At 60.0% G+C, this 22,717-nt stretch carries 18 protein-coding genes; 8 read left to right on the top strand and 10 right to left on the bottom strand.

The window, feature by feature from the left end; all coding sequences use genetic code 11:
* Positions 1–572: 572 nt before the first annotated feature.
* The 4 genes from DSOUD_RS07040 to DSOUD_RS07030 all read right to left on the bottom strand — a co-directional run bounded on the left by DSOUD_RS07040 (position 573) and on the right by DSOUD_RS07030 (position 6,972).
* Positions 573–1,250, bottom strand: a complete 678-nt coding sequence (locus DSOUD_RS07040) for a hypothetical protein (protein WP_157671786.1) — start codon at positions 1,248–1,250, stop codon at positions 573–575.
* Between the two features lie 8 nt (positions 1,251–1,258).
* Positions 1,259–3,301 (bottom strand): RHS repeat-associated core domain-containing protein, encoded by a 2,043-nt coding sequence (locus tag DSOUD_RS07035; protein ID WP_053550345.1) that lies wholly within the window; start codon positions 3,299–3,301, stop codon positions 1,259–1,261.
* A gap of 823 nt (positions 3,302–4,124) precedes the next feature.
* Complete coding sequence (locus DSOUD_RS18380) at positions 4,125–4,625, bottom strand: hypothetical protein (protein ID WP_157671785.1); 501 nt, start codon at positions 4,623–4,625, stop codon at positions 4,125–4,127.
* Positions 4,606–6,972 (bottom strand): RHS repeat-associated core domain-containing protein, encoded by a 2,367-nt coding sequence (locus tag DSOUD_RS07030; RefSeq protein ID WP_157671784.1) that lies wholly within the window; start codon positions 6,970–6,972, stop codon positions 4,606–4,608. The genes DSOUD_RS18380 and DSOUD_RS07030 overlap by 20 nt, the downstream gene beginning before the upstream one ends.
* A gap of 1,140 nt (positions 6,973–8,112) precedes the next feature.
* On the opposite strand from DSOUD_RS07030, the gene DSOUD_RS07025 reads away from it, so the two are divergent.
* The 4 genes from DSOUD_RS07025 to DSOUD_RS07010 all read left to right on the top strand — a co-directional run bounded on the left by DSOUD_RS07025 (position 8,113) and on the right by DSOUD_RS07010 (position 14,188).
* Positions 8,113–8,484, top strand: coding sequence for a response regulator (locus DSOUD_RS07025; RefSeq protein WP_053550343.1), 372 nt, complete (start codon positions 8,113–8,115; stop codon positions 8,482–8,484).
* Between the two features lie 75 nt (positions 8,485–8,559).
* On the top strand, positions 8,560–10,929 hold the full coding sequence (locus tag DSOUD_RS07020) for a HAMP domain-containing methyl-accepting chemotaxis protein (RefSeq protein ID WP_053550342.1): 2,370 nt from the start codon (positions 8,560–8,562) through the stop codon (positions 10,927–10,929).
* A gap of 26 nt (positions 10,930–10,955) precedes the next feature.
* Positions 10,956–11,456 carry a chemotaxis protein CheW gene (locus DSOUD_RS07015; RefSeq protein ID WP_053550341.1) on the top strand — a complete coding sequence of 167 codons (501 nt, stop codon included), beginning with the start codon at positions 10,956–10,958 and terminating at the stop codon, positions 11,454–11,456.
* Between the two features lie 194 nt (positions 11,457–11,650).
* Positions 11,651–14,188 (top strand): sensor domain-containing protein, encoded by a 2,538-nt coding sequence (locus tag DSOUD_RS07010; protein WP_053550340.1) that lies wholly within the window; start codon positions 11,651–11,653, stop codon positions 14,186–14,188.
* Positions 14,189–14,362: 174 nt separating this feature from the next.
* Here DSOUD_RS07010 and DSOUD_RS07005 read toward each other — a convergent pair whose 3' ends face one another.
* The 5 genes from DSOUD_RS07005 to DSOUD_RS06985 all read right to left on the bottom strand — a co-directional run bounded on the left by DSOUD_RS07005 (position 14,363) and on the right by DSOUD_RS06985 (position 18,227).
* On the bottom strand, positions 14,363–14,560 hold the full coding sequence (locus DSOUD_RS07005; protein WP_053550339.1) for a tautomerase family protein: 198 nt from the start codon (positions 14,558–14,560) through the stop codon (positions 14,363–14,365).
* 82 nt (positions 14,561–14,642) lie between these two features.
* Positions 14,643–15,452, bottom strand: a complete 810-nt coding sequence (locus DSOUD_RS07000; RefSeq protein ID WP_053550338.1) for a methyltransferase domain-containing protein — start codon at positions 15,450–15,452, stop codon at positions 14,643–14,645.
* The gene (locus DSOUD_RS06995) at positions 15,449–16,255 is read right to left on the bottom strand and encodes an alpha/beta fold hydrolase (protein ID WP_053550337.1); all 807 of its coding nucleotides are present in this window, start codon (positions 16,253–16,255) and stop codon (positions 15,449–15,451) included. Before DSOUD_RS06995 ends, DSOUD_RS07000 begins: the two co-directional genes overlap by 4 nt.
* A complete protein-coding gene (gene bioF, locus DSOUD_RS06990) occupies positions 16,252–17,424 on the bottom strand; it encodes an 8-amino-7-oxononanoate synthase (RefSeq protein ID WP_232426513.1) in 1,173 nt (390 codons plus the stop codon). Before bioF ends, DSOUD_RS06995 begins: the two co-directional genes overlap by 4 nt.
* On the bottom strand, positions 17,421–18,227 hold the full coding sequence (locus tag DSOUD_RS06985; protein ID WP_053550336.1) for a 6-carboxyhexanoate--CoA ligase: 807 nt from the start codon (positions 18,225–18,227) through the stop codon (positions 17,421–17,423). The genes bioF and DSOUD_RS06985 overlap by 4 nt, the downstream gene beginning before the upstream one ends.
* Positions 18,228–18,400: 173 nt before the next feature.
* Here DSOUD_RS06985 and ccsA point away from each other — a divergent pair, with 173 nt between their 5' ends.
* The 3 genes from ccsA (at position 18,401) to DSOUD_RS06970 (ending at position 20,908) form a co-directional block, all read left to right on the top strand.
* Positions 18,401–19,204: a cytochrome c biogenesis protein CcsA gene (ccsA, locus tag DSOUD_RS06980; protein ID WP_053550335.1), complete on the top strand. Its 804-nt coding sequence runs from the start codon at positions 18,401–18,403 to the stop codon at positions 19,202–19,204.
* A 13-nt stretch (positions 19,205–19,217) separates the two neighbouring features.
* Entirely contained in the window at positions 19,218–20,282 is a 1,065-nt protein-coding gene (locus DSOUD_RS06975; protein ID WP_053550334.1) for a cytochrome c biogenesis ResB family protein, read from the top strand.
* Positions 20,283–20,455: 173 nt separating this feature from the next.
* Positions 20,456–20,908 (top strand): redoxin domain-containing protein, encoded by a 453-nt coding sequence (locus DSOUD_RS06970; RefSeq protein WP_232426512.1) that lies wholly within the window; start codon positions 20,456–20,458, stop codon positions 20,906–20,908.
* Between the two features lie 16 nt (positions 20,909–20,924).
* On the opposite strand, the gene DSOUD_RS06965 is transcribed toward DSOUD_RS06970, so the two are convergent.
* Positions 20,925–21,275, bottom strand: a complete 351-nt coding sequence (locus DSOUD_RS06965) for an MmcQ/YjbR family DNA-binding protein (RefSeq protein WP_053550332.1) — start codon at positions 21,273–21,275, stop codon at positions 20,925–20,927.
* A 190-nt stretch (positions 21,276–21,465) separates the two neighbouring features.
* On the opposite strand from DSOUD_RS06965, the gene DSOUD_RS06960 reads away from it, so the two are divergent.
* Entirely contained in the window at positions 21,466–22,716 is a 1,251-nt protein-coding gene (locus tag DSOUD_RS06960; protein WP_053550331.1) for a class I SAM-dependent rRNA methyltransferase, read from the top strand.
* The last annotated feature ends 1 nt before the right edge of the window (position 22,717 follow it).

Raw genomic sequence — 22,717 nt, 5'->3', positions numbered from 1 at the left:
CGACAGCATGGCAGTTATCCTGCTCGCACGGCAAGAAATAAAGTTGATGCCTGACGGGCCGTCGGCCGGTTTCGGAAAACCCTGGAGGCTCCGGGGAGGGAATTAGGGGGCATCTTCGCGAACAAAAAAGGCCCGAATCCTTGCGGATTCGGGCCGTTCTTCAGGTTCCGGTGAATGATCGCTACGGAAGAAAGTCCCTCCCCTTCGAGAATCCGCAGGGACGGGGCCAGCCGGTTCCGCAGCTCCAATGCCTCAACGGGAAGTTTCTCCACCCTGGAGAGGATTGTACCCACCTCAGAGGGACAGGCATCTGCGGAGCCAGCGTTGTTGAAGGGGACATTCTATAGCTAGTTAGGTCGAACTTCAGCAAATCCACCCTGTTTTTCATAAGCACCTCGCCCCGGCCGATGGCATGCATACCCCGGGTGCGTTGAAGGGGACGGAAAAATAACCGAAGGTTGACGGCTAGTCAACTAGCTAACAACGTCCCCAGCTCCTGGTTTTTGGTCTGGAAGTTGCCGATGCTGTCGTAGGCGAAGTTGCCGGGGTAGCGGTCGAACTACCATAACTCGTTATCGGTTCTTTTTGTGAACTTCAGCGACGATAAAGTCATCACTCTTATCGAGTGTGTCACCAGCGTAAATAAGAATTAGACTTTCGTCACTTCCGAATCGAACGCGATCCACACCTACTTGTCTTGAATCAGGACGTACCATACTTACTAGTACAGCACCACTATAATTTGCGGCAGGGTTGGAAAGAACCTGGTTACGCTCTTCTTTAGTTCCCGTCATTACATATCGTGAGACGATGTCAAGATTATCTACTGAATCTATACGGCGCACTCTACCTTCAGAGTAATAATACTCAAGCGAATGCTGCGATATTTCTGCCATTCTATTCGTCATATCAGCATCGATGTTAACAAATATTTCTTCGCCCACAAATCTCTCGTTTTTCGGCAACAAAAAATCCTTTGCATGAAACCGAACCTTTCCATCTTTGTCCGTAATGGCGCGGGCCTTATAGGCAAGCTTGGGACCTATCTCCGGTTCGATGTTGGGGATCACAAAAAACACGTATCTCTGGAACACAACCGTGTGAAGAGAGTAGAATACCGGCACACCCTCCAACGGTTTCCTGGTTTCCTGATCAACTACCTGAATTGTGACCGGGCGGATCGAAATAGTCCTTTGTGCGGCATGCACAGATATGGGTAGCAACACCAGATATAGTAAGCAACGTAACATTATCCCCCCTACTGTTGATTGACCGCTTCTCTGTAGGCTCTAAAAACACCTTCGGTTTTCCCCTGCGTGACTGCCAGTCGAGCTGTGCCGTTTGAGCCGGGAACAATACCTTTACTGTCATCGGCCAGGTTCGGTCCAGTGTTAAAAAGTTCTGGCGAATCATGGTATTTCATCAACGAAAGCTTGGTTTTCGGAACCATCACATCTTGGGTTAATCCATCAGTATGTGCGTCTACGTCCTGCAGAGGGTGAAGAGATGTACCTAATTCTTTCAGAGATTTTGTTTCATAAAAATTTGCTATTTTGTTTTTAATCCATCCTATTATGCCTTTTTCTGAAGTTCGCCAATTATTGGCTTTCTTTCCTGCCTCGACGGATTTATCAAAATGATATTGAAACTTCTCCATTCGTGAGTCATTGCCGTTATTGTTAGTATTAAAATGATAACTTTGATCTCCAAGCACTGGAAGATAACTCTTGCTTCCAAATTCATTATCAACACCATTATCGGCATTAGCAATTAACTCGGCCTGTTTGCCATTAAAACCTGCAGCCTCCGACCACTCTCTTGTCTTATCACGATGAACATCTGTTTGCCACAAGCCGTTCGGATCAATGAACCTGAGAGGATTTTGTGTGACATAGGAGTACAATCCAATGATTGAGGGGTTATACACACCCCCGTTGACTTTTCCGTCAATATAATCCCCCAGTATCGGATCCACACTCACCCAAACACTCACCTGCGGATCATAATACCGCGCCCCGAAGTAATACAGCCCCGTCTCCGGATCGAGCTCCTTCCCCGTAAACTTGAACGGCAGATTCCGCTCGCTGCGGGTCTCTTCAACCCAGGTCTCGCCGTAGGGGAAGTACTCCAGGTGCTCGTAGTTGCGCCCGAAGCGGTCGGTGATGACGCTTGAGCTCCCCAGGTGATCGCCGTGGAAGTAGTAGATCTGCTGCTCCTCGGGGATCGTCGGGCCGGTGAAGATGGGAGCGCCGTCGTCGGGATCGGTCGGGTCCGTCCCCCTGGGGACGATGCGGTGGTCGATGGTCACCTCGTAGCCGAGGCGGTCGAGGCGCTTGTAGATGCCGGTCTTGCTGCCGTTGCCGCTGGAAAGGGCGTTCTCCAAGCCCTTCTCGCTGTTGCCGGGGAGGAGCGTCTCCCGTGCCGCGTCCCCGCCGTTGGCGTTGCGCTTCTCCTTGCCGAGCCCCTTGCCGTTGGCGCTAGAGGTCTTGCGGTCGCGCTGCTCCCACCCTTTGCCGTTGGCCTGCTCCTGCAGGACGGGGTCGAGCGTCTTGTCGACCTGGCCGTGGTTCCCCTGGCTCTTTTCGGGGACGGTGGCGCTGTGCCCCTTGGTGTCGGTCGGACGCACGTAGGTCTTTTTGCTGGCGCCGGTTCTGTTCTCCTTCATCACCATTTTGGTGGCGATGCGGGTGCTGCCGGCGAAGATGTGCTTGCTGGCCACTTCCCCTTCGCGGATGGAGAAGTTGGGATCGACGTAGATCGTCTCGCCGTACTTGCCGCTCTTGAAGATGCGGGTTCCGCCGTCGTCATAGCGGAAGACCGTCTCCTTCCCCTGGTCGAGGAGACTAGTAATGCGGTTCTCCTCGTTCCAGAGGATCTGCCGGGTCTGGCCGGTCTGGTCGTCGACGCGCAGGGCCAGGTTGCCGTTGTCGTCGTATTTGTAAGTGTTGCCGCCGACGTTGGTGACGGCGTGGGGCTGAGGCCCCTGGTACTGGTAGGCGAAGCTGTAGCTCGTCTTGGGCCGGTCGGACTGGATGCCGGTGAGCGGGTCCTCATACCAGTGGCGCTGGTCCTTGGTCTGGAAGTTGCCGATGCTGTCGTAGGCAAAAGTGCCGGCGTAGCGATCGAGGTGATCGCTGCCGATGGCGTATTTCCCCACGGCCGAGGTCAGCCGATGCAGGTCGTCGTAGCCGTACTCCTGCACCACGCTGCGGCTGGTGGCGTCGCGGGTGATGAAGGGCTGGTTCTCGGTCAGGGTGATGTTGCCGACCCTGTCGTAGCTGTAGTCGATGTTCTGCAGCACGCCGCCGTCGCCGGTGGTCTCGCCGAGCTTGCCGTAGAAGGATTGAGGTATGCGATTTTAAAAGAACGATTTCGGGGATGAGGATTAACGCTCGCGGAAAGCGACGATGGGGGACTTTCCTGCTGCATCCATTTTTCCACGAATGTAGGATGCCCTCTTCGGATGTCCCTGAGTTTGGGTTATAAGCGCGTTTTTGCCCCTGGAAATCGGCCTATAAGCCTCTTTTTGGGGGTAAAATTGGCACTTTTCGTTATCCTTTCAAACCCTTGGCTAGGTCCGACCCCGGACAGAGCGATTTCGGGGATGGGGATCAACGCTCGCGGTAAGCGCTGATAAGGGACATACCGAAATGCATCCTTTTTGCCATTGCCCTTTCGGATGGGAAGACGTTTGGGTTATAGGCCCATTTTTGCCCCTGAAAATCGGCCTATAAGCCTCTTTTTGGGGGTGAAATTGACACTTTTCGTTATCATTTCAAACCCTTATCTTGGTCCGACCCCGGACAGTTTGCCCGTCCGACCCCAAACAGGTCTCCACGCCCCAGGAAGTCTTCGATAAGGTCCGAAGTGGTGCACTTGCAAATTGAATCTGCCGCCCCTGACACCTATCACTGCCCCTGACACCTATCACTGCCCTAGAAGCCTATCAACCTAATGCCAAGCCCTTTGTATGGTGCAAGAGAGAGGTCAAGGGCTCGCAATTGAGAAACACTATCGCTAACTTTTGCAATTAGACACTAGTCTTTACTATGCGGGGACTTGCCTTACTCTTTACCGGTTTTTACCGGCGTTTTCGGGCCGATCCCGAACAGCTTAGAGCGGTCTTAGTGATCACTCTCATCGTCCCGGTCACAACAAATTTCAAATAAGTATTTTTCAATATAGTTTTCCATGTTGACAATCAACCATCTGTCATTACTAGAAACTAACTTAAATTTAATATTTAACTTCTTCTTTGAATTAATATATTTTTCAATCGTAACATCAGCTGTTTTATATCCAAAAATTATTTCGACAATTGAATATTTATTTTCTTCGAAAGTATCGCCAGATGGACTTGGCTTATGTCTAATAGGAGCAAAGACTAACTTGTCAAAGTTAGATCTAATATCATCAATAGTACATCTTGACAACATTTTTGAGTTATTTTTTTTAAACGATTCAATATCAAGTAATTTTACATAATCGGGATCACCGGATTCGACAGCATCCAAAAATAGGATGACAGATGTTGTTGGTTTTTTCAGGTAAACCATACCACTGGCATTTAAAACATTTGGCATCATTATAGCCACCAAAAGGAATCTAAAAATCATACCCTTCATTAACTTTCCCTCCCGGGTCTTTAAGAACATTTACGCCAGGTTGTGAAGATGTATCTCTCCACAACTTATTTGGAGTGCGAACATCTGAACTTAATATACCACCTAAGGCAGTAACTTTGTCTTTAGAACCTAACTTTAGTCCAGAAGCCGAAACACCTTCAGCTGCATAATCTGAGCAATTATTTTTCTCTCCATTATATAGTTTATTTTTATTTTTAAAACTCTCCATAGTTCGAAGTATTCTTTCTGTTGAAAAAGCTTTTTCTTCTGTGTTCTTACCGTTGGTTATTTGCAACACACCTTCTGCGCTTCTATTTTCACCACCCTTATAATTTACAATATCATTCTTATCAACAACTTGACCTACATTATAATCAGATTTAACATCATCTCTTGAGTTGGTTTTACCTACAGCAACACCGGGCCAAAGTTCAAGAATTTGAATTTTTCCTGTATCAGAATACGTTACCTTACCAGTGCTTGCATCAATATTTTTTTGATACAAATCTACACCAAATGCTGCATGACCAACCTCTCCTGGCGCCTTAAGCCAAGTCAAAAGGTAACTGTCTTTACCATCTGGGTCAATCAATAAGAGTGGTCTATTTTCTACATAACTATATAGGGACAATTTCCTAGAAAATTCGAATTCCCTTTTGTTTTCGAAAATTGAATATATATTTGGATCCACACTCACCCAAACACTCACCACCGGATCATAATACCGCGCCCCGAAGTAATACAGCCCCGTCTCCGGATCGAGCTCCTTCCCCGTAAACTTGAACGGCAGATTGCGCTCGCTGCGGGTCTCTTCAACCCAGGTCTCGCCGTAGGGGAAGTACTCCAGGTGCTCGTAGTTGCGCCCGAAGCGGTCGGTGATGACGCTGGAGCTCCCCAGATGATCGCCGTGGAAGTAATAGATCTGCTGCTCTTCGGGGATCGTCGGGCCGGTGAAGATGGGGGTGCCGCTGTCGGGATCGGTCGGGTCCGTCCCCTTAAGGACGATGCGGTGATCGATGGTCACCTCGTAGCCGAGGCGGTCGAGACGCTTGTAGATGCCGGTCTTGCTGCCGTTGCCGTTGGCAAGGGCGTTCTCCAAGCCCTTCTCGCTGTTGCCGGGGAGGAGCGTCTCCCGTGCCGCGTCCCCGCCGTTGGCGTTGCGCTTCTCTTTGCCGAGCCCCTTGCCGTTGGCGCTAGAGGTCTTGCGGTCGCGCTGCTCCCACGCCTTGCCGTTGACCTGCTCCTGCAGGACGGGGTCGAGCGTCTTGTCGACCTGGCCGTGGTTCCCCTGGCTCTTCTCGGGGACGGTGGCGCTGTCCCCCTTGTTGTCGGTCGGGCGCACGTAGGTCTTTTTGCTGGCGCCGGTTCTGTTCTCTTTCATCACCATCTTGGTGGCGATGCGGGTGCTGCCGGCGAAGATGTGCTTGCTGGCGACTTCGCCGTTGCGGATGGAGAAGTTGGGGTCGACGTAGATCGTCTCGCCGTACTTGCCGCTCTTGAAGATGCGCGTTCCGCCGTCGTCGTAGCGGAAGATCGTCTCTTTGCCCTGGTCGAGGAGGCTGGTGATGCGGTTCTCCTCGTTCCAGAGGATCTGCCGGCTCTGGCCGGTCTGGTCGTCGACGCGCAGGGCCAGGTTGCCGCTCGCGTCGTAGCTGTAGGTGTTGCCGCCGACGTTGGTCACGGCGTGGGGCTGCGGTCCTTTGTACTGGTAGGCGAAGTTGTAGCTCGTCTTGGGCCGGTCGGACTGGATGCCGGTGAGCGGGTCCTCGTACCAGTGGCGCTGGTCCTTGGTCTGGAAGTTGCCGATGCTGTCGTAGGCAAAAGTGCCGGCGTAGCGGTCGAGATGATCGCTGCCGATGGCGTATTTCCCCACGGCCGAGGTCAGCCGATGCAGGTCGTCGTAGCCGTACTCCTGCACCACGCTGCGGCTGGTGGCGTCGCGGGTGATGAAGGGCTGGTTCTCGGTCTTTTTGATGTTGCCAACGTTGTCGTAGCTGTAGTCGATGTTCTGCAGCACGCCGCCGTCGCCGGTGGTGAAGATGTGGTCGAGCCGCCGGGTGAGAGAATCGTAGTCGTAGCGGGTCTCGACGCCGTTGCCGAGCTGCAGGCGCACCCGCTGGCCGTACTCGTCGTAGGCGAGATCAAGGAGGTATTCGTAGGACTTGCCCCCCTTCTTCCCCTTGGCGGTTTCGAGCAGCCCTCCCTGATCATAGGTGTAGGTGAGCACCTCGCCGTCGGGATAGGTAAGCTCGCGCAGGCGCCCGAAGGAGTCGAAGACGTACCCGGTGGTGTAGACCGGCCACATGCGCGAGGGGATGTCCGAGCGGATCGACTTGACGGTCTTCACCGTCTCGCCGAGCTTGCCGTAGAGGGATTGATGTATGCGGTTTTAAAAGAACTATTTCAGGGATGACAGCAACGCTCGTGGTAAGCGATGATAAGGGACATACCGAAATGCATCCTTTTTGCCATTGCCCTTTCGGATGGGAAGACGTTTGGGTTATAGGCCCATTTTTGCCCCCGAAAATCGACCTATAAGCCTTTTTTTGGGGGCAAAATTGGCACTTTGAGCAATTATTTCAGTCCCTTACCTTGGTCCGACCCCGAAGACTGGTTCCGCCAGCAGCGCCACCGCATCCCCCGAACGGATCTCTTCCATCCCCGGCCAGTCCCTCCCAAGCCACGCAACGATTAGTCAGGTCGCCGTCCCGGGACCGCTGAGGCGGACGTCCGTGACGGTGCCCAGGATAAAAAAGCTGGTGATAAGGGTCCTGGCAAGGCAGCCCATCGAGGTTTCGACAAGCACGGCGGGAAGACGGGAGACAAAACCGTTCCGCTCCAAATCGCCGATGAATAGATCCCGACGCTCGATACCGCGGCAGATGATGTGGTGCAGGGCGCCAGGAGGGTCTAGGCGTGATGGGCGAGACGAGCGGAATATATCACCGGAAGAAATGAAGAAAAACTCATCTACTTATAGGCGTCCCCTTACACTGCATAGTATCCGCACCAAAATCACAAGGGTGAGGGGTCGACTGCTTATCGCCGCCAGTGTTAATTTATGCAAACAATGCAACTACTGGTATGTACTGTGCATCCAGCCCACTAATTTTTACATTAATTGTTTCGTATTAGACAAGTAATAAATCTGTTCGGTCGGATTGGGGACCGCCTGGATGTGAATTCACAAGGCAGCAACATTCAGCCCATTCGAGGTCCTTCGGTTCTCCATGGAAACGACAGCAAGACACTCAAAGGGTCTCACTCAGTCAGACAGAGCAGGCACCAACATCACTGACAGCTTTCTCGTCGGAGTCCCATGGGGGAGCTCTGTCGCCCTTTGGAAAATAAGGGTGGCGTCTGTCCGGCGCAATCCAGCGCCCTCCCCGGGTTGGCCAGTGAGGCGCGAGTCGCTTATCGACCGTGTCGGTTTTTTGACCGTGTCGGTTTTTTGACCTTTTTTAAATATGGGAAAAATGGAGAGACGATGAACAAGAAGAAAAGAATTATGGTTGTTGACGATTCGTTCAGTATCCGCCAGATGATGACCTTTACTCTCAAGCAGGCCGGCTATGAGGCGATCGAAGCGGTCGACGGCAAGGACGCATTGACCAAATTCGCAACCGAAGATGTGCAGATGTTGATCACCGACCTCAATATGCCCAACATGGACGGGACGTCGCTGATTCGCGAGGTGCGCAAGAACGCCGCCAACCGGTTCATGCCGATCCTTATGCTGACCACCGAATCCCAGGAAAGCAAAAGGCAGGAAGGGAAAAGTGCTGGCGCCTCGGCGTGGATCGTCAAACCCTTCAAGGCCGAGCAGCTTCTCGGTGTCGTCAAAATGGTGCTGGCCTGACCGCCCCATCCTGTTGCCAGGCGAAAGTCGCCACAACTCGATAAAACATGAAAACCAACAAGGAGGGACCCAACCATGAAATGGCAAGATCTGAAGATAGGGACCAAACTCGCCGTCGGCTTCGGCTGTCTCCTCCTGCTGGTGGCGACCGCCGGGATCGTCGGCTTCTCCGGGCTGCGGACCGTAGGCCATTCCCTGACGGTCATCTCCGAGGAGGAGGCGCCCCTCGTCGACGCGGCGATGGAGATGAAGATCTCCCTCATGCAGGCGATGACGGCCATGGACGAATTCATGGCCGCCACCTCGGTGATCGCCTCCGACGACGTCTCGCAGCTCGGCGTCATCGAAGAGCGCTACCAGGCCGCGTTGACCAGCTTTGACATTGCAGCGACGGCGATCCTCGACGGCGGGGAACTCGAGGGCGGGACGCGGATCATCAAGACCGACAACGCGGCGCTGGCCTCCCTGGTGCGCAAGGCCGATGAAACCCATAACGGCCGCTACCAGAGCGCCGCCCGGGAGATGATGCAGGACGGGCGCGACCTCCTGGTAAAAAAGGGAGAGGCCGATGCCGCCATGAAATCAATGGAAGGGGTCTTCGACGAGGTCAGTGGCGACGTCGCCACCGTCGAGAAGATGCTGCAGAAGGAGATCGCCAAACTGTCCGCCGAAGCCCACATCGGCGCCGCCGCCCAGGCGATCCTCCGCGAGGAGGTCCCCCTGGCCGACATGATCAACGAGATCAAGTCCGACCTCACCCTCACCCGGGTCTTCATCGAAGAGTTCGTCCAGAGCCGCGATCTCGTCGAACTCGGCGAAATCGAAGAAAAATACCGGCAGACCGTCGCGGCGTTCGACAGGGATGTCTCGGCAATCCTCAACGGCGGGGTGGTCGACGGTGTAACAATCTTCGCCACCGACAATGCCGCCATCCGCGAGGCCGTCAGGGAACTCGACCAGAACCACGAAGGGTTCCAGAAGAGCGCCGCGGCGCTAATGGCCGCGCAACGGGCGATGGTGGAAAAATCGGCTCAGACCGCAGCGGTCATGGCCCAGCTCGATCAGGCCGGAGCCGACGCCGAGATGATGCTCACCGAGGTGGAAAAACTCACCGGCGAGGAGATGACCGCCGCCAAAGAGAGCGGCCGCGCCTCGACGCAGAACGCCATCGCCGTCCTCATCAGCGTCCTCGCCGGGGCCATTCTCCTCGGCATCTTCCTCGGGGTGATCATCACCCGCGCCATCACCGGACCCATCGACAAGGGAGTCAAACTCGCCGAAGAGATCGCCCGCGGCGACTTCTCCCTGCGCCTCAATCTCAAGCGCAACGACGAGATCGGCGACCTCGCCAAAGCCCTCGACAATATGTCGGACAATTTGCAGCGGGCTGCCGACGTCGCCGAGCAGATCGCCAGGGGCGATCTCGGGGTCGAGGTCAAGCTCGCCTCCGACAAAGATCAGCTGGGTCGGGCCCTGGAGAGCATGGGAACGATCCTCAACGACGTCATCGGCCAGGTCAAGGTCGCCGGCGACAATGTCACCTCGGGAAGCCTGGCGATGAGCGCCTCGTCTCAGGAGATGTCCCAGGGGGCCTCCGAACAGGCCGCCGCCGCGGAGGAGGCCTCCGCCTCCATCGAGCAGATGTCGGCCAACATCCGCCAGAATGCCGAGAACGCCCTGCAGACGGAAAAGATTGCCGTCAAGGCGGCCGAGGATACGCGGGAAGGGGGAATCGCGGTGAAGGAGACCGTGGGCGCCATGAAGCAGATCGCCCAGAAGATTATGATCATCGAGGAGATCGCCCGCCAGACCAACCTCCTGGCTCTCAACGCCGCCATCGAAGCGGCCCGCGCTGGCGACCACGGCAAGGGATTTGCCGTCGTCGCCGCCGAGGTGCGCAAGCTCGCCGAACGCAGCCAGATCGCCGCAGGGGAGATCGGTGGTCTCTCGACCTCGAGCGTCGAGGTCGCAGAGAGGGCAGGAAAACTCCTGGATATCATCGTTCCCAACATCCAGAAAACGGCCGAACTGGTCCAGGAGATCAGCGCCGCCAGCCGGGAGCAGGATGCCGGGGCCGAGCAGATCAGCAAGGCGATCCAGCAGCTTGACACGGTCATTCAGCAGAACGCCTCGGCCTCCGAAGAGATCGCCTCGACGGCCGAAGAACTCTCCAGCCAGTCCGAGCAGTTGCAAGAGATGATCGCCTTCTTCACCCTCGCAGGCACCGTCAAGGGTCAGGGCGGTAAACGCCTCGGCAGCGCCCTGAGCAAACAATCGGCCTCCGAGCAAAAGCTGCGCATCGCCCCCGTGCAGAAGAGCGAGAACAAGGCGAACGGAGCCCCCGGCCTTTCCCTCAAGAAGGGTTACAACGGTCTTCTCGATGGCGTCAGTCTCAACCTCGACGGACGGGACGACAAGCTGGACGACGAATTCATGAGCTATTAACCTCACCGAGCGATCAGGGGAAACCTATGAGTGTGACAGAAATAAACGCCACAGAGCAGTACGTGACCTTCAAGCTCGGCGACGCGTGTTTCGCCGTCGAGGTGAGCCGGGCCCGGGAAATTCTGGACTTCCGCGAGGTGACGCGGGTTCCGCAAACCCCCAACTTCATGCTCGGGGTCATCAACCTGCGGGGCAACGTCGTCCCCGTCATCGACATGCGCCTCAAACTGGGGATGCCAGCGACGGAAAGGACCATCGATACCTGCATCATCGTCATGGAGATCCGAATCGACGGCGAGGTGCTGATCGTGGGTGCGCTGGCCGACTCGGTTCAAGAAGTCAGCGAGTTCCAGTCCGACATGATCGAGCCGCCGCCGCGCATCGGCTCCCGGCTGAATACCCAATACCTCAAGGGGATGTGCAATGTCGATGACCAGTTCGTCATCATTCTCGATATCGACCGGATATTTTCCGCCGAGGAACTGAGCCTGGTGCAGACCGTTGGCGAGGCGGCTCTCGCCTCCTGAGGCCACGAGGTGACCGCTGCCGATCCCTGCCTCAGGGCGGAGGATCGTGAAACAGAGGGAGTCGCCAGAGCCGTCATCGGACGCCTGGCGACTCCCTCGTTCGCTTCAGCCACCACCCCCAGCATGGACCGTTGGGTATCGCAGGCGCCCCGAGAAGGGTGACCTGCGTCAATTGATTAAAGGACCACGCAATCATGCACCAATCATCCCAAAAGGAGCAGGGCGACCTTCTCCGCATCGCCACCTCTTCCGGCGACGCCTATCTTCAAACGTTGGCCCGCCACCTGATCAGGGCCTCGGCCGCAGAGTACGCCTACATCGCTCATTTCGACCCGCCCGGCTCCCCTCGCCTGACGACCCTCGTCCTCTGCCAGGGCGAGACCTCCCTCCCCAACCTCTCCTTCGATTTTTCCGAGCCCCTCTGGAAATCGGTCTGGCCAGACTCCTTGGCCGGTGGCGCCCCTCTCCATGCGGAAAACGTCTCAGGGATCGCGCTGACATCCAGGGAAGGAACGCCTCTCGGAACGATGGCGGTCCTCGGCAAGACCCCTCTGCAAGACAGCGAAAGGGTGCAATCCCTTCTCGGGCTCTTTGCCGATCGCACCGCCGCTCTTCTCGAGGAACGCTGTGCGCTCAAAGGCGCAGAAAAAAGACTGACGCTGATGGCATCGCTCCTCGATGGAATCCCGCACCCGATCCTCTTCAAGGACCGGGAGGGGAAGTACCTGGGGTGCAATGCCGCCACGGAGAAAATGCTCGGTTTCAGCCGCCAACAGATAGTCGGGAAGTCGCTGAACGAAGTGGCTCCGAAGGACCTTCGGACGGACTGCTGTCTCACCGAGCAAAGGATCCTCAGCGGAGAGATAACCGCGACCCAGCACGAAGCCCCTCTCACCCTTCCCGACGGCGAGATTCGTCAGTTCCTGATCCACAAGGCTGCCGTCACCACGGCCGAAGGGAAGATCGAGGGAGTTGCCTGCTCCTTTCTCGATGTGACCGAGCGTTCGAAGGCAGGGACGGAGTTGGAGAATAAACAGAAATTTCTCCAGAATATCATCGACAGCGTCCTCGATCCGATCAAGGTCATCGGTACCGACAAGAAAGTCCTCCTCCTCAACGCCGCAGCCAGGCGTCCCGGCACCCTCGCCGATTGCGCCGGAGAAGAGATGACCTGCCGGGACATTTGCCATGCGGTCGACACCCCCTGCCAGAACGACGTCTCTCTCTGCCCGATCGAAGAGGTGTTGCGGCGGAAAACCCACACCAAGCTCCTCCAGTACCAACGAGGGAACCAGGGGGAGACGGAACTCTTCGAAGTCGTGGCGGCTCCCTTCTGGTCGGACGAAGGTGAGCTCCGGGGGGTCATCCACTGGGGACGCAACGTCAGCGAGCGGGCGTCGATGCAGTCGCGGATCGGGGAGCAGGAGGACCGCCTTCAATTTCTCGCCTACCATGACCCCCTGACCCGCCTCCCCAACCGGCTGTTGTTTCAGGAACGACTCACCCGGGCCATGTCCCGTTCCCGGCGCACCGAGGAGGTCTGCGCCCTTGTCTTTGTCGATATCGACCGTTTCCGAGTCATCAACGATTCCCTCGGCCACGACATCGGCGATCTGACCCTGATCGAAATCGGGCGCTTGTTGCTGAAGGGGGTACGGGAGACGGATACCGTCGCCCGCTTCGGAGGCGACGAGTTCATGATTCTCCTCGAAGGGCTCGAACACCAGGAGCAAATCGCACTGGTCGTCCGCAAGATCCTGGCGCTCTTCGACAATTCCATACGCATCAGAGACATCGAACTCTTTGTCACCGCCAGTGTCGGGATCTGCCTCTTCCCTCATGACGCCCACGACGTCGAAAGCATGATCAAAAACGCCGAAATCGCCATGTACCGGGGGAAAACCGAGGGGCAAAACACCTATGCCTTCTACCGCAGAAGCATGGACTGCCGGGCCCATGACCAGTATGCCCTGGAGATGGATCTTCGCCGGGGCATCAACGAAGGAGAGATGCGCCTCTTCTACCAGCCGCAAATTGACCTGTGCCAGGGGAAGGTCACCGGTTTTGAAGGATTGATGCGCTGGCTCCACCCCCAGCGCGGCACCGTCTCCCCCGAAGAGTTCATCCCCCTCGCCGAAGAGACCGGATTGATCGTCTCTCTGGGAGAGTCGGCCCTCGAACAGGCCTGCCGTTTCATCCGCCGCCGGCAAGATCTCGGACGGGCGACAGGGAACGTCGCGGTCAATATCTCGCCGCGTCACTTTCGCCAACCGGGCTTTGTGGAAATGGTCACGGAGGTTCTGACGCGCACCGGGGGCAATCCGCGACACCTGGAGTTGGAGATCACCGAGGGGATGATCATGGACGACAGGGAGAATGCAATCAGGACGATGGAAGAACTCAGTTGGATGGGAGTCGGTCTGGCCATCGACGACTTCGGCACCGGCTACTCCTCCTTGAGCTATCTCAAGCGTTTCCCCGTCAACACCTTGAAAATAGATCGTTCTTTTGTCACTGACCTCTCCCGTGACAGCAATGATGGGGCGATCATCACCGCGATCATGGCCCTGGCCAAAAGCATGACACTTCGCGTCTTGGCCGAGGGGGTCGAATCCGAGGCGCAGCTCAAGGCCCTGCGCGGTTATGGTTGCAATCTGATTCAAGGGTATTTTTTCAGCGCCGCCATTCCCGAGAACGAGGCGCTGACGTTTGAGGACTCCTTCCGAATGTAGACGTTTTACTCCCAGGCCGGCCGGGCCGGCGCGCTTTTTCGGGAATTGGGGTGAAGTCTTTCGCCAGCACATTTGTATTAAGGCAAAACCTGCCCCCTGCACTTGACAGATGCGCCGTATAAAATAAGGACGGCCCAGAGGCCGTCCTTTTGTCATTCTCACCCTCAATCGCTGCTAATTGCCGGCGCGGATAGCCGCCACGGTCCTCCCCCGCAAACCCCAGTTGCCGGCGGCGTATTCCTCGATGATGACGTGGGTCGTCTCCGGGTTCTTGCCCAGGACCTCCTGCATCACCTCGGTCAGGCGCTCGATCAGCCGGTTTTTCTGCTCCTGGGTGGCCCCTTCGACGGTTTTGACGGTAATCACGGGCATGGGACGGACTCCTTTCGCCTTGTTGAATAAGGATGCCCGCCCAGTATAGCCGATGCGGCCGCGGATTCAACGTCCGGAGTCCTCAACCTCGCTTGCGACCGAAGCCGTAGATGACCTGGTAGGTGGCGGGAATCGTCCCCTGAGAACCGTAATGCTGCCCGTAGAGTTCCGTCATCCGGGCCATCACCCGCCGCGAGGCCAGACCGGCAGGACGGCCGGTGGCGGCATTGGCGGCGCCGATGCGCTTGAGGGAACGCAGCAGGTCGGGGACGTCGGGATGGTGTTGGATTTCCTCTTCGGAGAAGACCCGGACCCCTTCGAATCCTGCTCCGACGAGGGCGCCCTCCACCGCGGCGGGTTCGGGAAATTCCTGAGCGTGGGACGCCTCCCCTCCCCCTTCGGCCAGCGCCAGGGCGTAGGCATGGCGCAGTTCGAAGAGGGTGCGCTCGCCAAAGAGGGCGAAGGCGAAGCGCCCGTCCGGGGCGAGGACCCGGGCACTCTCGGCAAAGGCGGCGGAAAGATCGTTGACCCACTGGTAGACCGAAGAGGAGACGACCGCCGCAAAGCGCCCGGAGTGCAGAGGGAGGGACTGGGCGTCGCCGTCGAAGGGGAGAGCGGTGCCGATCCGGCCGGCGGCGTGGAGGGTCATGCCGTGGGCCAGATCGGCGATCACCGGGCGCATCCCCGGCGAGGCGGCCAGGAGACGGGCCGTCAGCTCGCCGGTGCCGACGCCGACGTCGAGGGTTGCACCGACAAGGGGACCTTCGGCGAGGAGAAGCTCCGCCAGGCGCTCCACCACCCTCTTCTGCACCACGGCGTGGTCGTCGTAGTCGCCGGCCGAGGCGGAGAAGTTGCGACGGACCCGGGAGAGATCGAGGGGACGGGCGCTCATGACAAAAAGTCTCTCCACAGGGCAAAGGTCTCTTCGGGACGGCTGAGGAAGGGGGCGTGCCCGGCGCCGGGGACGACGGCGAACTCCCCCCGGGGGAGCGCGGCGGCAAGTGCCGCACCGGCTGCCACCGGAACGATGCGGTCGATTTCGCCGTGGATGACCAGGGCCGGGGCGCTAACGGCCGAGAGGTCAGGGCGCTGGTCGGCAAGGCGCAGCGTCTCGAGGGCGGCCAGGGCCACATCAGGCTCGGGGAGGTTCCCCTTGCGGACGGCAAAGTCGACGACGGCGAGATAGCGCTCCCGGGAAATCTCCTCGCCGGAAAACTGCAGGGCGAAAAAATCCCCCATCGTCCTGCGGTAATCGCGACCGAGGTCGCGGGCCATGGCCCGCACCTGGACGGCGGGGAGGCCGTGTCCCCAGTCGTTGCCGCCGGCAAAGCGCGGCGTGCTGCTCTGCAGAATCAGGCGCTCGATGCGGGCGGCTAGAATCGGATAGAGCTCGAGGAGGACCTGGCCGCCGAGGGACCAGCCGAGAACCGCCGCGTCCCGAAGGCCGAGGGCCGAAAACCAGGCGGTCAGATCGGCGGCGAAGTCGCCGAGGGCATACCCTGGCCCGGGGTCGGAGGCGCCGTGGCCGCGCAGATCGACGGCGAGAACCCGGCGGCTTCCGGAAAAGGCCTCCAGGGCCTCGGTAAAGACCGACGAGGACAGGGACCAGCCGTGGATCAGCACCAGCGGCGGGCCGCTGCCGGCCTCGCGCCAGGCGAGGCGCCGGCCGTCGCCGAGAGTCAGGACTCCCTTCATGCCCCCGTCTCCAGCACCTGGATGATGGCTGCGGCCGCCTCGAGGAGCTCCCCTTCGTCGTGGACGGCCATCACGGTGGCCCGCAGGCGGCAGCTCCCTGCGGCCACGGTCGGCGGGCGAATCCCCTGGACGAAGATCCCCCGTTTGAGAAGCGCCCCGACGGCGGCCATGGTCGGGGCCGGGTCGCGCGTCAAGACCGGGACGATCTGGGTGGCACTGCCGAGGAGATCGAGTCCCCCCTTCTGCAGAGCTTTGGCGAAGACCTCGCGGTTCCGGTGCAGGGAGCGGCGCAGTCTGGCCCCCTCGGCGCTGTCGACGATGTCGAGGGCGGCGCAGGCGGCGGCGGGGACGGCCGGGGCGAGGCTGGTGGAGAAGATGAAGGAGCGGCTGTAATTGATCAGGATGTCGATGACGGTGCGGTCGGCGGCCAGGTAGGCGCCGCAGCAGCCGAGGGCCTTGCCGAGGGTCCCCATGTGCAGGTCGATCCCCGCCAGGCAGCCGAGGTGTTCGGCGGTCCCCCGCCCCGTCGCCCCCAGCACCCCCGTTCCGTGGGCGTCGTCGACCATGAGGAGGGCATCGAAGCGCTCCTTGAGGGCCACCAGTTCGGGGAGGGGGGCCAGGACGCCGTCCATGCTGAAGACCCCGTCGGTGACGATGAGCCAGCGTCCCCGGCGGCCGGGGGCCTCCTGCGCCATCAACGCTTCGAGGGCGGCGACGTCGCGGTGGGGATAGACGACGGTGCGGGCCCGGGAAAGGCGGCAGCCGTCGATGATCGAGGCGTGATTGAGGGCGTCGGAAAAGATCAGGTCGTCCTCGCCGCAGAGCCCCTGGAGAATCCCGGTGTTGGCGGCGTAGCCGGAATTGAAGAGGAGGGCGGCCTCGGTCCCCTTGAAGGCGGCGAGGCGCTCCTCGAGCCGGACGTGAGGCTCCATGGTGCCGGAGATCAGCCGGCTGCCGCCGCTGCCGACGCCAAAGCGGGCGGTGGCCGCGCAGGCGGCTTCCACCAGAGCCGGGTGGGCGGCCAGACCGAGGTAGTTGTTGGAGCAGAGGAGGAGGACATCCTCCCCGGCCAGGGAGACGTGCGCCCCCTGCGCCCCGGCGACGGAGCGCAGGGAGCGCAGCATCCCCCTGGTTTCGAGCCGCGCCAGATCGTCCTGCCAACCCTTCACCGTTCCTCCTTCCAGGGCGCCGACCCGCCGATCGCACCGATTTCGTCGATGAGTAGGGGGGAGCGTTCCAGTTGTTCGATGATGCCATTGATGTCGCCGTGCCCGGGGCGGACAAAGAAGGCCCGTCCGCCGCGCTCCTCGCCGACGGGCTTGAGGTGCGTCAGGCGTACGTACCCGAGCTGGAGAGCGGCGACGTAGCCGGCGGTGTAGTCGGGGTCGTCGGACCAGCAGAGCTCGGCGGCAATCCCCGGCACGGAGAGGACCTTGGCGGCCAGGACCAGGGCCTCGCGGACGTGGGGATTGTCGAGCCCGCGCGCCGAAAGGCGCTCTCGGAGCAGCGCCGCCGCCCCGGGGGTAAGCCCCATGCGGCTGGCGCGGACCCCGCGGCTGGCGTCCGGTTCGAGACGCTTGCCGCTGGTCGCGTCGATGAGCATCGCCCCGCGCATGCTCTTACCGGATGGGGAGGCTCCCTTCTCCAGGGCGGTTATGGCCGCGGTAGCCGCCAAAGCCGAGATTCCGGCCGTCTCCAGAAGGGCCGCGGCGGCTTTTCGCCCCTGGCGGAAGTCGGTAACGCTCAGCGTCCGCAGATCCGGCAGAACCCCGCGCCGGACCCGTCCAGCGTCGACGGCCTCGACGGTGATTTGAATCGATTCGGCAGCGCCGCGGGGGTGGCCGAGGGCGCGGCGAACCAGGGCGGCGGCGAGGGTCTCGAGATGAGGCTGCGTCGTCAGTTCTTCGGCGCCCGAAAGGTGTTCGCCGCCGCGGGAGGCGTGCATGCGCAGGCTGTAGAGCGTCTCGTTCATGGCGGCGAAATTATCATGAGGTTCCCCCCTTGTCAACCATGGGAAGCGGCAGGGTTGACAATCCCGCAATTCCCTGTCGATTTGCCCTTTGCCTCCCCGCGCCTCTGTGTTAATCTCCGCCCACGCCTTGCCTTTAACCGCGGCGCGCCGCGCCCCGTTCCCGACAGGTTGCCATGATTTCAGCCGATCAGTCTCCGCTGCTGGTGGCGGCCTTTGCCGCCTACCTCGCCTCGACCCTCTTTTATCTCCTCCACCTCGCCCTGCGCCGCCCCCTCCTGTGGCGCGGCGCCTTTTTCCTGGTGGTGACCGCCTTCGCCCTGCAGAGCGTCTGCCTGGCAGAGCGCTGGTTTGAAGCGGGGTACCTGCCGGTCACCAATCTCTTTGCCACCCAGTTCTTCTTCAGCTGGGCCCTGGCGGCGACCTATCTCTATTTCGAAATCCGTTACCGCATCCACGCCGCCGGGCTCTTCGTGATCCTTCTCAACCTCCTCCTTCTGACCAGCGCCCTCCCCCGGGATCCGGTCATTCCGCCCTTGATCCCGGCCCTCGACACGCCGCTCTTCACCCTGCACATCTTCTTCTCCTTCGTCGGGTACGCCTTTTTCGCCATGGCCTTCTCCCTGGCGGCCCTCTACCTCCTGCAGCGCCGGATCGGCACCGACCTCCTCCCCCCCCTCCCCCTGCTGCGCCAGCTCAACGAGGAGGCGATCTTTCTCGGCTTCTGCCTCTTCACCCTCTGTCTGATCTTCGGCAGCATCTGGGCCTACGTCGCCTGGGGGTACTATTTTTCCTGGAACATCAAGGGGGTCTGGTCGTTTCTGGTGTGGATTTTCTACGCCGGGATGTGCCACGCCAAATTCGTCCGCCGCTGGCAGGGGACCGGTTACGCCTGGCTCTCCGTCGCCGGCTTCGGGGTCGTCCTCTTCACCTACCTGGGGATCGGGCTTCTCCTCTCCAGCAACCATCCCCTGAACTGACAAGGAGGCTCCCGTGGCTCTGCGCCCCCTTTTTGCTTCTCTTTGGCGGCTCCTCTGTTCCCTGAAGCTGGCCATCGTCCTGGCCGCCGCCGTCACCCTCCTCGGCATCGGCGGATCGCTGGTGATGCATTTCAACCCCGGGGTCTTCGGCGACCTGGACCGCATGATTCTCGGCCGCTGGTGGTCCACGGCGGGAAGCGCTGCGCCGCTTCTGAGCTGGTGGGTGCCGGTCGGCGCCCTTCTTCTAGCCCTCCTTTGTCTCAACACCCTCTGCTGCTTTCTCGACTGGGCGCGGCGCATCCGCTACCGCTGGCGCAAGGGAGGCGAGTACCTGATCCACCTCGGCTTCGTCCTCGTCCTCATCGCCTATTTCTGGGGGAGCCTCGCCGGATTCCGCAGCGAGGGAAACCGCCTCTTCGTCGGCCAAACCCTCGCTCTCCCCTCCCTTCCCGGGCACTTTTTGCGCCTGGAGGCCTTCGAGCCGATTTTCGCGGAAAACGGCCGCCCCGTCGACATGCTCAGCACCGTCGCCCTCCTCCACGGCGACAATCTCCTCGCCAGGCAGATCGTCCGGACCAACACCCCCCTGACCTGGAAGGGGCTGGCCGTTTTCCCCGGCTCCTTCGGACGGACCGTGGAAGGGTTTGCCGTCCACATCGCCGGGGTGGGGAGAACCTCCTTCTCCCCCGGAGCCGAACTCTCCCTTCCCGACGGCCTGCGTCTCCGGGTCCTGAACTTCCTTTCCGATGCCCGGCGCCTCGCCGGCGGGCGGGTCGCCAGGGGGAGCAGCGAACTGGGCAGGCCGGCCTTCGAGCTGGAGCTGAATCATCCAGACGGTCCATCCTGGCGGGGATGGTACCTCCTCGCCGAAGGGCCCCCCTCCGCCCTGACGGAGGCCGGGCTCCTCCTGCGCCCCGTCGAACCCCTCTACCGTCCCTACAGCATCCTCACCATCAACGACGACCCGGGGGCCGCCCTCGCCCTGACCGGGGGACTGGCGATGCTGGCGGGCGTCCTGCTGGCCCTGGTCTCTTTTTACTACAAACGGGGACGGGGCGACCGCCCGGAGGTCTGGTAGGACTTCCTTCTGCTATACTGAGGTCGGGAGACAAACTCTGTTCACCACGGAGTCACAGAGGTCACAGAAGAATTTTCAATAATATTTTGGGTCTATTCTTAAGTTCTCTGTGTCTCAGTGGTAAGGCGGTTTTTTTTCCTGACAAACCATTGACCCGAACAAGGAGCACGACCATGATCAACATCGGCGAGACCGCCCCCGATTTCACCCTCCCCGCCTCCTCCGGCGGCGAAGTCACCCTCAGCGCCCTGCGCGGAAGCAAAGTCCTGCTGGTCTTCTACCCCCTGGCCTTCACTCCGGTCTGAGCCTCCGAACTCTCCGGTCTGGAGGGTAACGCACCGATCTTTTCAAGGCTCTCCACCAGAATACTGGCCGTCAGCGTCGATTCCCATCATGCCGCCCGGGCCTTCGCCGAGCAGATCGACGTGGCGAGCTTCCCCCTCCTCGGCGATCTCAACAAGGAGGTCTGCCGCCGCTACGGCGTCCTGCGCCCCGAGGGTTTTTCCGAACGGGTGACCTACCTGATCGACGAAAAAGGGACGGTCCGCTACCGGGCCACGAGCGATCTCGACCAGCCGCGGGATATCTCTGACTACCTGCAGGCCATCGACTCCCTGCATCCGTAGGGGGAAAAAACGGAGATCAGGACAGGTTTTTTCTCGCCTCCCGGCTCAATCCCGCGACCACCAGCGCGTAGGAATCGTCCAACATCGACTGCAGTTCGTCCTCGGGGATGCTGCCGTCGACAAGGACGGTGTTCCAGTGGCGCTTGTTCATATGGTAACCGGGGAGGACGGCCGGATAGTATTCCCGGAGGACCCGGGCGTGGTCGGGGTCGCTCTTGAGATTGAGGCACAAAAGGTCGCCGTCGAAAAAGACCAGGGCGAAGATCTTCCCCCCGACCTTGAACACCGGCGTTTCCGGGCCGAAGGGGTATTCCTCCACGGCCCCTCTTTTCTCCAGCAGATACAAGCGCAGGCGTTCCAGATTCATCTTTTCCCCCCTTCCCTTCCCCTGATTTTACCACCAGAAACAGGGTCCCTTCTCCCGAGACGGCCACCGGGATGAAAAAGGGGGTCCCCCTTCGACGCCACATCTGCTAACATCCACCCTTACCGCGCTCCAACTGTCGGCGTTGCTCTTCGCGATCCCGGCAATCGGACACCTAAAGGATTTCCCCCCCATGACCGGCTCTCTTCACCCCCTCCTGACCGACTGGCCCCGTTCCTCCTCCAGGCCCGTGAAACTGCAGGTCAGCAACTCGGCCGTCGCCAGTCTCCACCGGGGTCACCCCTTGCTCTACGTCGAACGGATCACCAGGGAAAGCCACAAGGGAGAACCGGGGGATCTGGCGGTCGTCTTCGACAACAAGAAGCGCTTCGTGGCCATCGGCCTCTACGACCCCTTCTCCCCCGTCCGCCTGCGCGTCCTGCGCGCCGGCCAGCCCGGCCCCATCGATCGCGCCTTCTTCGCCGAAAGAATTGCACAGGCCCTGGCGCGCCGCCTCCCCCTGCTGCAGACCGAAACAGACGGCTACCGCCTGATCCACGGCGAGAGCGACGGGATGCCGGGGATGGTCGTCGATCGCTACGGCGACACCGCCGTGGTCAAGCTCTACACCCACGCCTGGTTTCCCCACCTTTGCGACTGCCTTGAGAGCCTTTTGGAGCAGCAACCGCTCTCCCGCATCGTCTTGCGCCTCAACCGCGGCTTGCAACAGCACCCCGAACATCTGCGCGGCCTCGAGGACGGTCAGATCCTCTACGGGGAGCCGATCGTCGGTACCCTCACCTGCCGCGAAAACGGTCTGCGTTTCGAAGTCGACCCGATCCGCGGCCAGAAGACCGGCTTTTTCCTCGACCAGCGGGACAACCGCGCCCGGGTGGAGCGGCTCGCCTTGGGGAAACGGGTCCTCAACGTCTTCTCCTACAACGGCGGATTCTCCCTGGCCGCGGCCCGCGGGGGCGCCCGGGAGGTCACCAGCATCGACCAGAGCGGCCCGGCCCTCGAATCGTCGCAGCGCAACTTCGCCCTCAATGCCGACGTGCCGACCGTTGCGGCGGCGCGCCACCTGACGATCAGGGACGACGCCTTCAAGGCGATGGCCGACCTGGTGAAGAAGGGGGAGAAATACGACCTGGTGATCATCGACCCGCCGGCCTTCGCCGTGCGCCGCGCCCAGGTCAAGGAGGCTCTTGCCGCCTACGGCCGCCTCGCCCACCTCGGCGTCAGCCTCCTTGCCCCCGACGGCGACATCGTCCTCGCCTCCTGCTCGAGCCCGGTGACCCCGGAAGATTTCCGCCGGACGATGTGCGAGGCCGCCGCCCGCGCTGGTCGCCCCCTGCGCAGGATTGAGGAGACGAGCCACGCCCTCGACCACCCCCTCGACTTCGCCGAAAGCCGTTATCTCAAGTGTCTCTTCGCCAAGGCCTAGG

Source organism: Desulfuromonas soudanensis, assembly GCF_001278055.1.
Taxonomy (GTDB): domain Bacteria; phylum Desulfobacterota; class Desulfuromonadia; order Desulfuromonadales; family WTL; genus Deferrimonas; species Deferrimonas soudanensis.
Note: the sequence above shows the minus strand (reverse complement) of the source record. Positions and strands in the feature narration are given on the sequence as shown.

What these genes read in the sequence shown, in the direction of transcription:
- DSOUD_RS06995 (WP_053550337.1), bottom strand. Translation starts at nt 16,255, where the DNA reads ATGAAGGGAGTCCTGACTCTCGGCGACGGCCGGCGCCTCGCCTGGCGC.
- DSOUD_RS06960 (WP_053550331.1), top strand. Translation starts at nt 21,466, where the DNA reads ATGACCGGCTCTCTTCACCCCCTCCTGACCGACTGGCCCCGTTCCTCC.
- ccsA (WP_053550335.1), top strand. Translation starts at nt 18,401, where the DNA reads ATGATTTCAGCCGATCAGTCTCCGCTGCTGGTGGCGGCCTTTGCCGCC.
- DSOUD_RS07010 (WP_053550340.1), top strand. Translation starts at nt 11,651, where the DNA reads ATGCACCAATCATCCCAAAAGGAGCAGGGCGACCTTCTCCGCATCGCC.
- DSOUD_RS07000 (WP_053550338.1), bottom strand. Translation starts at nt 15,452, where the DNA reads ATGAGCGCCCGTCCCCTCGATCTCTCCCGGGTCCGTCGCAACTTCTCC.
- DSOUD_RS06985 (WP_053550336.1), bottom strand. Translation starts at nt 18,227, where the DNA reads ATGAACGAGACGCTCTACAGCCTGCGCATGCACGCCTCCCGCGGCGGC.
- DSOUD_RS06965 (WP_053550332.1), bottom strand. Translation starts at nt 21,275, where the DNA reads ATGAATCTGGAACGCCTGCGCTTGTATCTGCTGGAGAAAAGAGGGGCC.
- DSOUD_RS07020 (WP_053550342.1), top strand. Translation starts at nt 8,560, where the DNA reads ATGAAATGGCAAGATCTGAAGATAGGGACCAAACTCGCCGTCGGCTTC.
- DSOUD_RS07005 (WP_053550339.1), bottom strand. Translation starts at nt 14,560, where the DNA reads ATGCCCGTGATTACCGTCAAAACCGTCGAAGGGGCCACCCAGGAGCAG.
- DSOUD_RS07025 (WP_053550343.1), top strand. Translation starts at nt 8,113, where the DNA reads ATGAACAAGAAGAAAAGAATTATGGTTGTTGACGATTCGTTCAGTATC.
- DSOUD_RS07015 (WP_053550341.1), top strand. Translation starts at nt 10,956, where the DNA reads ATGAGTGTGACAGAAATAAACGCCACAGAGCAGTACGTGACCTTCAAG.
- DSOUD_RS18380 (WP_157671785.1), bottom strand. Translation starts at nt 4,625, where the DNA reads ATGAAGGGTATGATTTTTAGATTCCTTTTGGTGGCTATAATGATGCCA.
- DSOUD_RS07040 (WP_157671786.1), bottom strand. Translation starts at nt 1,250, where the DNA reads ATGTTACGTTGCTTACTATATCTGGTGTTGCTACCCATATCTGTGCAT.